Below are 13,002 nucleotides of genomic sequence, written 5' to 3' on the forward strand. Positions count from 1 at the left end.
GGGATGCGGGGCTGACGTTCATTCGGCGGCGGGATCGAATGACACCGCCGGTGCCTCGTGCTCGAGTTGTGGCAGGTAGAGGCCGTCGGCCTGAGACCGCAGAATCGGATAGCTTTCGGTGAATATGGCGAACTCTTCTTCGGATACGGTGAGGTTCGCGGTTTCGAGGAGCATCTTCACAGCCGCATTAGCATCAGATGCCACGCCGTTCTCCTTATGGCTGGGCGAAAGCGACCGATTCCCAGGAAACTGGGTCGGCGTCATCTCATTCGCAATTACTGGTCTATCGGCTCGTTCGAGCGGTGCGTTGAGTCGCTGCTGAACGGGTTAGGTGAGGACCAGCCAGCAGGCGCGGGCCCTGTGCTCGGTCGGGTTGACTACCTTGTGCGGTGTTGTCGAGGGAAACATGAATGAGTCTCCCTCGCTGACTTCGCGCGCGGTGAAACCGACATGGAAGGTCAGTGTTCCCTCGATAACGTATACAATTTCGCGTCCGTTGTGCCGCAGGTACTCGGAGTATCCCGCCTTCGGCTCGAAAACGAGGTGCAAGAATGAGAGACCGTCGGATTCCCTAGGGCTGATCCGGTCCCAGCGGATGCCGTTCTCGAGCTGAATTGTCGGTGCTTCGACCGCCTTCTGCACACAGATCGACGAGTCGTAGCTCACCGAGCTGGACAGGCCGTGCGCGGCGTCGGTCTGTGGCGTCTCCAGCACTGGCGCGAACAGCGCGCTCAGCGGGATATTCAGCTCGGTGGCGATCTCATGCACACGTTGGATCGATGGGCGGGTACGTCCCGTTTCGATCTGGGACAGGGCACTGGCGCTGATGCCGAGCGCGGAGGCCAGTGCACGCAGTGACTGCCCGTTCCGCTGCCGTATCTCCCGCACCCGTGCGCCCACAGCGAAGTCTGACGGATCCGGGACCTGCTCGGCCGCGCTGGTCATCGTGCCCCATTCCGACGCGCCAGTGCCATCTTCGAATCATCCAGTCGAGGCCCCGGCTCGGGATGGTTGTCCAGCCACCACTGCGCGATCTCGGCCCGGGTCGCGAACCACACCTCAGGAAACCCCTTGGCATAGTCGATGAACTTGTCGAGCGCACCGATCCGGCCCGGTCGGCCGATCATCCGGCAGTGCAGCCCCACCGACATCATCTTAGGGTGCGTCCGCGCCTCGTCGTAGAGCACGTCGAAACTGTCCTTGAGGTACTCGAGAAACTGTCCGTGGGTGGTCGGGCCGTTTGCCTGCCAGAACCGGAAGTCGTTGTTGTCCGCCGTGTAGGGCACGACGAGGTGCCGGTGGCCCTCGACGTCGACGAAGTACGGCACGTCGTCGTTGTAGGCGTCGGAGTCGTAGCTGAAGCCCCCCTCTTCGACGATCAGCGCGCGGGTTCGCTCGCTGGGGCCGTACCGGCAGTACCAGCCGCGCGGACGCTGCCCGGTGGTGCGCTCCAGCGACTCGACCGCGCGCCGGATGTGTTCGCGCTCCTCCTCTTCGGAGAGTCTGAACACCTCCTCCCACCGGTAGCCATGGCTGCATATCTCGTGCCCGGCCGCCACCGCGGCCTTGGCCACGTCGGGCGCCTGCTCGAACGCAACCGCGCAGGCGAAGAACGTGGCCGGCACGTCGTGTCGCGCGAGCACGTCGAGGATGCGCCAGACACCGACCCGTGATCCGTACTCGAACATCGACTCCATGGCCAGGTTCCGGATGTCCGGCGGCAACGGGTAGGAGCCCCACTCGGTCAGTGGCTCCTGGTCGGGGTCCCCGGACGCGAAGGAGCGTTCGGACCCCTCCTCGTAGTTGACGACCAGGGAGATCGCAAGCTTCGCGCCGCCGGGCCAGGGCAGGGTCGGGCTGTGTGCGCCGTAGCCGACGATATCGCGAGAACCTGCCGCCATCCCGAGCCTTCCGCCGTGCGTGCGAGTCGTGCGTGCGAGCTTCGATAGACGTTGAAGTCCTGCTTCAAAAGTGTCAAGTGAAGCCGAACGTCTGCGACCTGAAATTAACACTGCGCCGGCTCGCTTAACACTCTGGAGTGCTGCTGAGATCTCTGGCGCACTGGCTGAACCCTCGTCGACGGCCGCTTCCGCATGATTGGAGCGTCGCGAACTGACGCTCGACCCTAGGGCGACTCGATCAGTCGTACGTGGCAGTTCTACCCCGTATGACCTGCAAGTATCCCCGGCGTTGGCACGCGGCGTGCGAGAAGGGCAGACACTAATGTCCACTTTGGACAGGAGACTGGGCTGCCGGCCGGGCAAAACCGAGGGCGAATGTTACGGCGAGGGGTCGTGTGGAAACGGCGCGTTTCGGCTGTCCAGTGAAACTTGACATGGCAATCACGGCGCGACACGGTCGGGTGACGCTGCGGGGGGCAGATGAAGTCGCACATCTTCACCTAGAACCCAGTCAGGACCGCGACGGTCCGGCGTGAGAGGCAAGAAATGCACAGGGAATGTTCCGCGGCGTGCCCGGCATGGTGATCGTGGTGCTCACCACCCAGGGCCACTCGGTGGACCGGGCGTGCGAGCAGCACCGCACCGCCGAGGGCATCCGATGACGGCCCGAGAACCGGCGTTCCCCATTCGGGAGGCGGCCGTGCGGTACTGGCTGGCCAAGGCCACGGCGGCGAGTGAGCCGCTGCTGGCACACGCCGGTGCGGCAGCGCACCCCGGACCGGTCGGCACCAGGACCGCCGTGCTCGAGGACACCGTGCTCGGCGGCTTCATGCCCTGCTGGCCGGAGGACCTCGGGGACAGCAGGGTGATCCACCACCTGCCCGACGCAGGCTTCTTCCTGGCGTTGCTGGAGCGGGCCTACGAGCCCGTGCTGGCGAAGCGGCCCGAGCTGCGGTCGCTGCTCTACGACGGCAGCAGGATCGAGATCGCCTTCACCAACGACGTCCTCCAGGCGCAGCTGCGCGGCGAGTGGGAGCCGTACAGCATGATCCGCCATCACGCGCTGATGCTCTTCCACGGGCTGCTCTGGCTGGACGAACCGGCGCGCGGCGGCTGGGCGGCGCTGTACCAGGCGGTTGCCGGGTACACGGTGAGCCGACCCGGCGGGCCGCCGCCACCGGATCGGCTGGCCGAGGTCGAGGCGGCCGCGTTCGCCGACTTCGAGCGGCTCGCCCCGCGTACCAGCGATCCCGTCGAGGCAGCCGACCTGCTTGACGACGACCGCGCGCTGGCCGCTGTCGTGGAGTACCAACTGCTCGCCTCGACGGCCGTCTTCCTGCTCTGGCGGGACTACCAGAACCAGCCGGAACAGCGGCGCCTGTCCTGGCAGCACCACGAGTTGGCCGACGGCTACGGCCGGCCCGACTACCTGACCCGGCGTTGGGCGGCGATCCTCGCGCCCGCGGTCCCCGACCCGGTGGGAGGCCCCCGATGACCACGTTCGACCTGCTGATCCGCAACGCGGTGATCCCGCAAGACGGCACCGACAGCCCCGAGCCGCGCACCATTGCAACGCGCGCCGGCCGCATCGCGGCGATCGCCGGCCGGGACGAGGACCTCGGTAGCGCCACCCGGACCCTGGACGCCGAGGGCCGCTGGGTGATCCCCGGGGCGATCGACTCGCACACTCACATCGGCCAGCTCGCCCCGGAGTTCAGCCACCTGCCCGGGATGTCCGAGGCGGACAACTACACCTACGAAACGCGCGCGGCGATCGCCGGCGGATGCACCACCGCGCTGAACTACGCGCCGTTCGGCCAGGGCTCGGTGGTGGAGGCATACCAATCCGGGGTGGCCGCCGCGACCGCCCAGTCCCGGATGAACGTGCTGTTCCACGGCTACGTGATGAACGACAAGCAGCTCGCCGAGCTGCCCGATGCGGTCGCCGCCGGCATGCGCACGTTCAAGATGTTCATGCCCTACCGGGGCGCGGAGGCGTGTGCCCTCGGTGGCATCGGCAGCCTGGACCACGCTCAGCTGCGGCTGGCGTTCCAGGCCATCGCGGCGCACGGCTGCCAGGCGCTGGTGCACGCCGAGGACGGCGACATCGTCGCCCACTGCACCGCCGAGGAGACCCGCGCCGGCATGCCCGACCTGGAGTCCTACGAACGCGGCCGGCCGGTCGAGGCCGAGGGTGACGCCACCTGGACCGCGCTCTACCTGGCCGAGCGCGCCGGCTGCCCGGTGTCGATCGTGCACGTGTCCAGCCTGGAAGCGATACGCGCCCGCCGGGCGCTGGGCTACCCGGCCGCCTCGCTGGAGTCCTGCCCGCACTACATGTTGCTGCACACCGGCCTGCCGATCGGCCCGGCGGGCAAGGTGGCGCCGCCGCTGCGCGGCCCCGAGCTCGCCGACCAGATCACCAGCGCGGTGCTCGCCGGGGAGATCGACTTCTTCGGCTCGGACCACAACGTGTGGCCGGCCGAGGCGAAACCCAACCTCATCGACGGCCGCGCCGGACTGCCCGGGGTGGGGTTGCTGCTGCCGCTGCTGCTCAGCCACCTGGTATTCGAGCACGGCCTGAGTATGTCCCGCGCGGTCGCCCTGACCTCGACGAACGCGGCGCGCAAGTTCGGGCTGACCGGCAAGGGACGGGTCGCGGTCGGGGCGGACGCCGACCTCGTCGTACTGGACACCGGGCGGCGCATCATCCGCGCACAGGACCTGCACTCGGCGGTCGACTACTCGCCGTACGAGGGCATGGAGCTGCGGGCCTGGTCGCACGCCACCGTGCTCGGCGGCCGCGTGGTGTACGCCGGCGGCGAGTTCGTCGGCGACGACGTGCGCGGCGAAATCCTCAACCACCGCTACACGACAGCGGCCTAGAGCCCAACTCCCGCTACGCGACAGCGGTTTAGCGCAACCCCCACCGAAGATCCCGGCAACGGCGCCGATCCCGACACCATCAGGAGCGACTGCTGTGACCACTACCGCGGTAACAACAACAGCACCCACCCAACCGAGCCCCCGGCTGTACAACGAGGATCTTGCACCGACCACGGACCGACGCTGGGGCGCCTTCAGCATCACCTCGGTCTGGTTCGCCTGCATGCACAACATGGGGCAGTACACGATGGCCGCCGGGATGATGTTCGTCGGGCTGAATCCGTGGGCGGTGATCGCCGGCTGCTTCATCGGTTTCTGCGTCACGTTCGTCGGCAGTCAGCTGATCGGACTCGCCGGCCAGCGCTACGGCATCTCCTACCCGGTGCTGGCCCGGGCCAGCTTCGGCGTCTACGGCGCGAACCTGCCGGCACTGATCCGGGCGGTGGTGGCGGTTGCCTGGTACGGCATCCAGACCTACCTCGCCTCCCGTGCGGTGATCGTGCTGTTGCTGATCATCAGGCCCTCCTGGGTGGCCCTGGACCAGGGCGGCTGGCTCGGGCTGTCCCCGCTCGGCTGGATCGCCTTCCTCGGACTGTGGGCGCTACAGCTGGTGGTCGTGACGCACGGCATCGAGCGGGTGCGCAAGTTCCAGAACTACGCCGGCGCGACGATCTCCGTGGTGATGCTGGCCACCGGTATCGTCCTGCTTGCCAAGGCAGGCTGGCACCTGGACTTCGCCGCATTGGGCAAGCCGATGTCGGTGGGGGCGACGATCAACCACATGTTCACCGACGCCGGCATGTGGATCGCCTGCTACGCCACCCTGATGCTCAACATGTGCGACTTCACCCGGATGTCGCCCAGCCGGCGCGCGGTCACCTTGGGCAACTTCTGGGGCCTTCCGGTCAACGGCGTGGTGTTCATGGCGCTCATGGTGGTCAACACCGTCGCGGCGAGCACGCTCTACCACAAGGCTTTCACCGACCCGGCCGAGCTGCTCTCCGCCACCGGCAACCACGCACTGATCGCGATCGGCGCGCTGGTGTTCATCTTCGCCACGATCGGCGTGAACGTGGTGGCGAACGTCGTCTCGCCGGCCTACGACCTGGCCAACGCATTCCCTCAGAAGATCAACTTCACTCGCGGCGCACTGATCACCTGTGTGCTCGCGTTGCTGGTGATGCCCTGGAAGCTCTACAGCTCCACGGTCGCCATCACCTACTTCCTGGGCACGCTCGGCGCGGTGCTGGGCCCGCTGTTCGGCGTGATCGTGACCGACTACTACCTCAATCGCCGGGGCCGGCTGTCGGTGCCCGATCTGTACAGCGACCGCCCCGACTCGCCGTACTTCTTCCGGAACGGCTGGAACCCGCGCGCCGTCGCGGCCTTTGTACCGGCGGCGCTGATCAGCGCCGCGCTGACGCTGGTCCCGGCGCTGTCGGGGGCATCGGCCTACGGCTGGTTCGTCGGAGTCGGCGTGGCCGCGCTGCTCTACCGGCTGTTCAGCCTGCGGTCCGCGCCAGCTCCGGCCGTCGAGCCGCTGGTCGGCGCGCTGGCCACCGACTGACCCACCGAACTGTGACAGGAGAACCACCGTGTGTGGACCAATGCTGGTGGACGCCGGCACCAAGGAACGGATCGCCGCGTTCAACGCGACCTTCCGGACTGTCTCGGCGAGCCCGTTCGGCGCCGACGACGAGATCGGCATGCTCAACCTGATGACCCCGAAATCCTGCCGTGAGGTGTTGCGGCAGGCCGACGCCGGCAAGATCGTCGACCTCGCGTTGGACTACTTCGTCGGCATGCCGTCCTGGGCGGCGGGCGGCGATCCGCCGTTCCAGATGTGGATGACGCACACACCGGGCGGCACGGTGGTGGACGACGTCATGGGCGTCGGGCGGTCGCAGAACGAGCAGATCACCTACTCCGGCGACGCGTTCTCGATGTACACCCACTGCGGCACGCATCTCGACACGCTCAACCACTTCGGCTACGACGGCGAGGTGTTCAACCACTTTCACCACCACGACCACCTGGGCAGCCGGGGCTGGACCAAGAACGGTGCGGACAAGCACCCGCCGGTGGTGGCGCGCGGCATCATGCTGGACATCCCGGCGCTGCTCGGGGTGGAGATGCTGCCGAGCAGCTACGGAATCACCGGCGCCGAGCTGAACAGTGCGCTGCGGCGGCAGAAGCTGGAGCTGCGACCCGGTGACGTGGTGCTGGTGCGCACCGGGCGGATCAAGAGCTGGCCGGACCCGATCGCCTACATGGTGGACAGCCCCGGACTGAACCTGGACGGGGCGAAGTTCCTGGCCGAGGCCGGCGCGATGATGATCGGCGCCGACACCGTGAGCTTCGAGCAGATGCCCACCGAGGTCGAGGACAACTGGCAGGTGGTGCACACCTACCTGCTGGCGGAGTGCGGCATTCCGATCATGGAGGTGGTGGACTGCGAGGCGCTGGCCGAGGAGGGCATCGACGAGTTTGCCTTCGTGGGCGCCTGCATGAAGCTGCGCGGTGCCACCGGCTCGCCGATCCGGCCGCTGGCCATGCCGTTCGCCGCCAGGTAGGACGCGCCGCGACCAATGCTCTCACCGTGCCGGTCGGGAGGGAGGGAGGGAGGGAGGGAGGGAGGGAGGGAGGATGGAATACCCCACCCGGGTGTGTGGTTCCGTAAGTAGTCAACAGTTCAACTACTTACGGAGGGTGTCGTGCAGTTCGGAATCTTCACCGTCGGTGACCTGACGCCAGATCCCACGGCCCGTGTGGAACCGAGCGAGTTCGACAGGATCCACGCGATGGTCACGCTCGCCCGCAAGGCCGAGGAGGTCGGGCTGGACGTGTTCGCGACCGGCGAGCACCACAACCCCCCGTTCGTCCCGTCCTCGCCCACGACGCTCCTGGGCTTCATCGCGGCACAGACCTCGCGGCTGCTGCTGTCGACCTCGACGACCCTGATCACCACGAACGACCCGGTCAAGATCGCCGAGGACTATGCGATGTTGCAGCACCTCGCCGGCGGCCGGGTGGACCTGATGCTCGGGCGGGGCAATACCGGCCCGGTATACCCGTGGTTCGGCCAGGACATCCGCAACGGCATCGCGCTGACTGTGGAGAACTACGCCCTGCTGCGCCGGTTGTGGCGCGAGGACGTGGTCGATTGGGAGGGCAAGTTCCGCACCCCGCTGCAGGGGTTCACCTCCACCCCGCGCCCGCTGGACGGCGTCCCGCCGTTCGTCTGGCACGGGTCGATCCGCAGTCCGGAGATCGCTGAGCTGGCCGCCTACTACGGCGACGGCTTCTTCGCCAACCACATCTTCTGGCCGAAGGAGCACACCGAGCGGATGGTCGGGCTCTACCGGCGTCGGTTCGAGTCCTACGGTCACGGCCGGGCCGACCAGGCCATCGTCGGGCTGGGCGGGCAGGTGTTCATGCGGAAGAACTCGCAGGACGCGATCGCCGAGTTCCGGCCCTACTTCGACAACGCACCGGTCTACGGACACGGCCCGTCGTTGGAGGACTTCATGGCTCAGACCCCGCTGACCGTGGGCAGCCCACAGCAGGTGATCGACAGGACGCTGAGCTTCCGCGAGTACGTCGGCGACTACCAGCGCCAGCTGTTCCTCCTCGACCACGCGGGACTACCGCTGAAGGCCGCGCTCGAGCAGCTCGACCTGCTCGGTGAGGAGGTCGTACCGGTGCTGCGCAAGGAGTTCGCCGCACTGCGACCCGCCGACGTGCCGGAGGCGCCGACCCATCGGAGTCTGAAGGCGGCACGGGACGCCGAGGCAGGGACGGAACTCGTGTCGCGCTGACCCGACGGGCGTTGTGTGGTCAGTCGGTGACGGGCGCTGTCGCCGTCCCGGCGCGGATGTCCGCGCACGGTTCGGGCGGCGGAGGTGAGAACCTGCGCGAAGGTCACGTAGCGGCCGGTCGGCAGCGCCACCGGCTGGGCGGCGGTGCCACGCCGTCAGCGGCCTGTCGGGCGATTTCGTCCGCGTCGCGGGTCCTGTTTGCCGCGATCCGAGGATGATGCCCGGCATGAGCACCGACGAAGGCGTCGCGCAGCAGTGGCTTGACGAGGCCGTGGAAGCGTTCCACACAGCGCTCGACGCCCACACCGACACTGACGCCGAGATCGCGCACGGCCGGGCCGGCCACTGGGTGAACGACAACGTCTACGCGATCGTGCGGGCGCTGCTCGCGACGGGCTGGAAGCCGCCGCCGGGCCGAGATACCGAGGGCTAGGGAATGTCGGCTGCGTCTATGCCGCCAACCCGGAGTTACCTGGTTCGCCGCCTCCGACGGCTAACGCCAGGGGCGCACGATCATTGCTGCGACAGGTGCATTCAGGGGCCTCGGTGAGTTTACCCACCCGCTACCTGGTTGTTCGTAGCCAGAAATAGCGGGGAGAGGGATCGCCATATATTGAATGTCGATCAGGTGTCAACCAGAGAATGAGAAGGTCATAAGGCCTTTATGGATATCACCGGAGCGAGGTGCTCACGATCTTGTCAAATTCGGGGTGCGTGGTCACACTGTCCGCCGCGTATGGCGCGGGTGGCGAGCTAGTCGGTCCGGCTGTTGCGGAGCGCCTCGGGGTGCCGTTTGTCGATCGCGCGATCCCGGCGCGGGTGGCCAGTGAGCTGGGATTCTCCCTCGAGCATGCATTGACACGTGACGAGCAGGTCAAAGGATGGCTGCACCGGATGCTGGCCTCCGCCGCCCCGATGGCCAGTGACTCCCTGATCAGTTACGACACGGAGGCGTCGCGGACGGTGCTGCTGCGGGACACGGAGTTCGTCGCGTGCACGGAGAGAGCGATCCGCGCCACCATCGCGGAGGGCGGGGGTGTGATCCTCGGCCGGGCGGCGGCGGCGGTGTTGCGCGATCACCCCCATGCGCTGCATGTCCGGCTGGACGGCGACCCGGGGCGGCGAGCCCGGCGGGTGATGCGGGCGCTCGATGTGACCGAGGCGCATGCGCGTGACTCGCTCCAGCGCAACGACGCCGCCCGCACCGCGTACGTGCGTCGTTTCTACCGCGTCGACCCGGCGGATCCCGCCCTCTATCACCTGTTGCTCGACAGCACCCGGCTGCCTCTCGACACCTGCGTCGAGATGATCTGTACGGCAGCCAGCGGGAAAATCACCCCGGCCGGGTAATGGCGACCGGCACGCTCATGGAGCGTGCCGCGGCGCGTCCGACCGGGGTCGACCGTCGTCAGCGGAGGGGATCGAACGGCGCCAGCTCGGCGGGCCGCCGTCCGGTGGTGACGGTCTCGGCGAGTAGCTGCCCGGTGATCGGGCCGAGGGTGATGCCCCACAACCCGTGGCCGCCGGCCGCGAAGACGCGTGGCGAGCGGGTGCCTCCGATCAGCGGCAGGCCGTCCGGCGTGCACGGCCGTGAGCCGACCCACTCGTCGGTGCGGGCATCGAAGTCCGCGTCACGGAGCAGGGGCCGGACGGCGTCGGCGATCGCCCGGGTGCGGCGGGGATCCAACGGCGCTCCCGGCGCGCGGAACTCCATCATCCCGGCGATCCGCAGGTGGTCGCCGATCGGTGTGCAGGCGAGGCGCTGGGCGGGGAAGTACACCGGCCCCGAGGGGACGTGGTCGATCGGGACGGTGAAGCTGTAGCCGCGCCCGGCCTGCACGACTGTGCGGACACCGAACTTCCGGGCGAGGTCGCCGAGCCACGCGCCGGTCGCAAGGACGGCGGCATCGAAGGAGTCGGTGGTGCCGTCGGCCGCCACCACCTCCACGCTGCCGGGTCGGTCCCGGACGTCGGTGACCGCGACACCCGCGCGGATCTCACCACCGCGCACGCGGACCGAGTCCGCGAGCCGGTGGACGTAGTCGCCGGGATCGACGAAGCGCTGGCCATGCAGCCGGATCGCGGCGCCGATGGCGTCGGAGAGCGACGGCTCGGCGGCACGGGCCGCCGCGCCGGTCAGGACGTCGAACTCGATGTGCTGGCCGGCGGCGTCGATGTGCCGGATCTCGTCGAGCAGTACGGTCCGCTCGTTCTCGGTGCGGTAGGCGGCGAGGAACGACTTGGCATCGACGGTCCGGGCGGTGAGGCCACCGTCCGCCAGCGCGTCGAAGCCAGCGAGGGCCCGGCGGTTGATCGGGACGAGTGCCGCCATCGCGGTCTGCCATCGTGACGCCGTGCTGTGTCGGACGAAGCCGACCAGGAACCTGATGAGCCGGGGATCGGCCCTCGGCGGCACGTAGACGGGAGAGGACGAACTGAGGAGGGCGCGCAGCCCGTAGCGCAGCACCGCCGGCTCGGGCAGCGGCGTTGCGATCGCGGGGGTGAGCCAGCCGGCGTTGCCCCAGGACGAGCCCGCGGCCACCCCCACACGGTCCAGGACGGTGATGGACACGCCGCGCTCCTGGAGGAACCACGCCGTGGCGAGGCCGACCATGCCGGCGCCGATCACCGCGACACGTCTCGGCGGGGGCACGCTGGGGATCATCGGGCGCTCCTCTCACCGGTGGTGGGCACCCGTGAGTCTCACGCACCTCGGCCGCGTCCACGCGGCGGGCGCGGCGACTCACCTCGCCAAGGTGTTGCTTTTTCTGTGATGTGGAGCACACTGACGTTCGCGCTCGAAAGGTCCTGCCACTCGTCGCTGGGGAGCGGACAAGTGGCCTCCAGGCCGGGGTCGCCGCTCGGGGCGGTGGCCCCGGCCCCTTGGTGTGCCGATCGGCGTGGAGCCCCCGTGTTCGCCTCCGGACGCAACGGTGCGGGTGGGTCGTGGGGAGCGCGACCCACCCGCACCTCGAAGTGAGGTGGTGACGGCATCCGGTGTGTCCGTCCTGCTCCGCTCGCCACCTCTTGTTTCCGCGTCGTTTCGCAGGTCTGCACGCTGACACAGAACCGCCCGTCCCGCGAGAACCGGACACGCCGACTTTGACCTCGACCGGCCAGAAAACGAAAGGAATCGAAACCGCCGTATCACTGTGGCGGGCGGCATGAGCTGGGTGAATGGCGTGATGCGGGTGGCTCACTCGGGTTGCATCGGCCCCTGGCCTTCGTATCGGGGGCGCTCGGGACTAAGGTCGACAGCCCCGCGTTGGGAACGGCGCGGGGGACAGCTGATCAGCGGGAACGGTGCCGGTCGCCGACCCCGCCACACATCCGCACCTGAGCCGAACGTCCGGAGCGCCAGACCGCGCGACGACCGCAGCAGAGGAGCGACCCAGCGATGACGACATCCGCCGCGCCGGCGGCGCCGGGACGGATCGAGTTCAAGACGACCGACCCGGCCCGCGCGATCGACTACCTCAGCAACGCCTACCGAGCGACTCTGCGGGTCAGCGGTTATCGGGACGGATACCTGTTTCGGCACTCCCGCGCCGACGGGGGCTCGTTTGCCCTGGACGAGGTGCGGATGCCGGTGGATCTGACCGTCCGCCAGGAGCCGCTGGAGTCCCTGGTCATCGTCCAGATCGATGCCGGCAGGTTGGAACGCGAGTGTGGCAACGTCAGCGAGCGGTTCGTGTCCGGCGATGTCTTCGTGGACGCGGAGCCCAGTCTGCCCGCCACCCTCCGACTGCTCGAGGTCGAGACGCAGACGGTAGTGCTCGACCTGTCCGTGCTCACCCAGGTCGCCGCCGCCTCGCCCACCCGGCTCGCCGGCCCGATCCGGTTGACCAGTTTCCAGCCCAGGTCGGCCCTGGCCGCGCTGCAGTGGCAGCGCACGGTCACCTTCCTGCGCGACCTGCTCGCCAACACGGAGGCCGTGGCACAGCCGCTGATCAGGGGCAATGCCGCCCGGCTGTTGGCGGCGACGGTCCTGGCCACGTTCCCCAACACCGCCGTCACCGACCCGACGACGCAGGATCGCCAGGACGCCACCAGCAGCACCGTCCGGCGCGCTATCGCGTTCATCGAACAGCGCCCCGAGGCGGATATCGGCGTCGCCGACATCGCCGCCGCCGCGAACGTCAGCATCCGAGCCGTGCAGTTCGCCTTCCGCCGCCAACTCGACACCACGCCGATGGCCTACCTGCGTGCGGTGCGGCTGGACCACGCCCATCGCGACCTGCTCGCCACCGATCCCGACCAGGGCGACACCGTCACCGGTATCGCCTCCCGCTGGGGCTTCTACAGCAGCAGCCGCTTCGCCACGCAGTACCGCCGCGCCTATGGCATGAGCCCCCGCGACACGCTGTCGTGTGAGGGGCTGGAGATCCACTAGGCAC

Annotated in this window: 12 protein-coding genes; 8 read left to right on the plus strand and 4 right to left on the minus strand. The window is 68.4% G+C overall.

Features of this window, described 5'->3' with window-relative positions:
• Nucleotides 1-18: 18 nt before the first annotated feature.
• The 3 genes from ACTXG6_RS17525 to ACTXG6_RS17535 form a co-directional block, all read right to left on the minus strand.
• On the minus strand, nucleotides 19-204 hold the full coding sequence (locus ACTXG6_RS17525) for a hypothetical protein (RefSeq protein WP_445188876.1): 186 nt from the start codon (nucleotides 202-204) through the stop codon (nucleotides 19-21).
• Nucleotides 205-327: 123 nt separating this feature from the next.
• Nucleotides 328-945 carry a helix-turn-helix domain-containing protein gene (locus ACTXG6_RS17530; RefSeq protein ID WP_445188877.1) on the minus strand — a complete coding sequence of 206 codons (618 nt, stop codon included), beginning with the start codon at nucleotides 943-945 and terminating at the stop codon, nucleotides 328-330.
• Nucleotides 942-1,901: an allantoinase PuuE gene (locus ACTXG6_RS17535; RefSeq protein ID WP_445188878.1), complete on the minus strand. Its 960-nt coding sequence runs from the start codon at nucleotides 1,899-1,901 to the stop codon at nucleotides 942-944. Before ACTXG6_RS17535 ends, ACTXG6_RS17530 begins: the two co-directional genes overlap by 4 nt.
• Before the next feature lie 658 nt (nucleotides 1,902-2,559).
• Between ACTXG6_RS17535 and ACTXG6_RS17540 the strand changes: the two genes are divergently transcribed.
• The 7 genes from ACTXG6_RS17540 to ACTXG6_RS17570 all read left to right on the plus strand — a co-directional run bounded on the left by ACTXG6_RS17540 (nucleotide 2,560) and on the right by ACTXG6_RS17570 (nucleotide 9,955).
• Nucleotides 2,560-3,396, plus strand: coding sequence for a hypothetical protein (locus ACTXG6_RS17540; RefSeq protein ID WP_445188879.1), 837 nt, complete (start codon nucleotides 2,560-2,562; stop codon nucleotides 3,394-3,396).
• The gene (locus ACTXG6_RS17545; protein WP_445188880.1) at nucleotides 3,393-4,787 is read left to right on the plus strand and encodes a dihydroorotase; all 1,395 of its coding nucleotides are present in this window, start codon (nucleotides 3,393-3,395) and stop codon (nucleotides 4,785-4,787) included. The genes ACTXG6_RS17540 and ACTXG6_RS17545 overlap by 4 nt, the downstream gene beginning before the upstream one ends.
• Nucleotides 4,788-4,881: 94 nt before the next feature.
• The gene (locus ACTXG6_RS17550) at nucleotides 4,882-6,354 is read left to right on the plus strand and encodes an NCS1 family nucleobase:cation symporter-1 (RefSeq protein WP_445188881.1); all 1,473 of its coding nucleotides are present in this window, start codon (nucleotides 4,882-4,884) and stop codon (nucleotides 6,352-6,354) included.
• Between the two features lie 28 nt (nucleotides 6,355-6,382).
• Nucleotides 6,383-7,360 carry a cyclase family protein gene (locus ACTXG6_RS17555; protein WP_445188882.1) on the plus strand — a complete coding sequence of 326 codons (978 nt, stop codon included), beginning with the start codon at nucleotides 6,383-6,385 and terminating at the stop codon, nucleotides 7,358-7,360.
• 141 nt (nucleotides 7,361-7,501) lie between these two features.
• Complete coding sequence (locus tag ACTXG6_RS17560; RefSeq protein WP_445188883.1) at nucleotides 7,502-8,605, plus strand: LLM class flavin-dependent oxidoreductase; 1,104 nt, start codon at nucleotides 7,502-7,504, stop codon at nucleotides 8,603-8,605.
• Nucleotides 8,606-8,831: 226 nt separating this feature from the next.
• Complete coding sequence (locus ACTXG6_RS17565; RefSeq protein ID WP_445188884.1) at nucleotides 8,832-9,038, plus strand: hypothetical protein; 207 nt, start codon at nucleotides 8,832-8,834, stop codon at nucleotides 9,036-9,038.
• 281 nt (nucleotides 9,039-9,319) lie between these two features.
• Entirely contained in the window at nucleotides 9,320-9,955 is a 636-nt protein-coding gene (locus tag ACTXG6_RS17570) for a cytidylate kinase-like family protein (protein WP_445190035.1), read from the plus strand.
• Nucleotides 9,956-10,013: 58 nt separating this feature from the next.
• Here the strand turns inward: ACTXG6_RS17570 and ACTXG6_RS17575 are convergent, their stop codons facing one another.
• Nucleotides 10,014-11,270, minus strand: coding sequence for an NAD(P)/FAD-dependent oxidoreductase (locus tag ACTXG6_RS17575; RefSeq protein ID WP_445188885.1), 1,257 nt, complete (start codon nucleotides 11,268-11,270; stop codon nucleotides 10,014-10,016).
• Between the two features lie 732 nt (nucleotides 11,271-12,002).
• Here ACTXG6_RS17575 and ACTXG6_RS17580 point away from each other — a divergent pair.
• A complete protein-coding gene (locus ACTXG6_RS17580) occupies nucleotides 12,003-12,998 on the plus strand; it encodes an AraC family transcriptional regulator (RefSeq protein ID WP_445188886.1) in 996 nt (331 codons plus the stop codon).
• The last annotated feature ends 4 nt before the right edge of the window (nucleotides 12,999-13,002 follow it).

The sequence above is a fragment of the Pseudonocardia sp. Cha107L01 genome, from assembly GCF_052566575.1.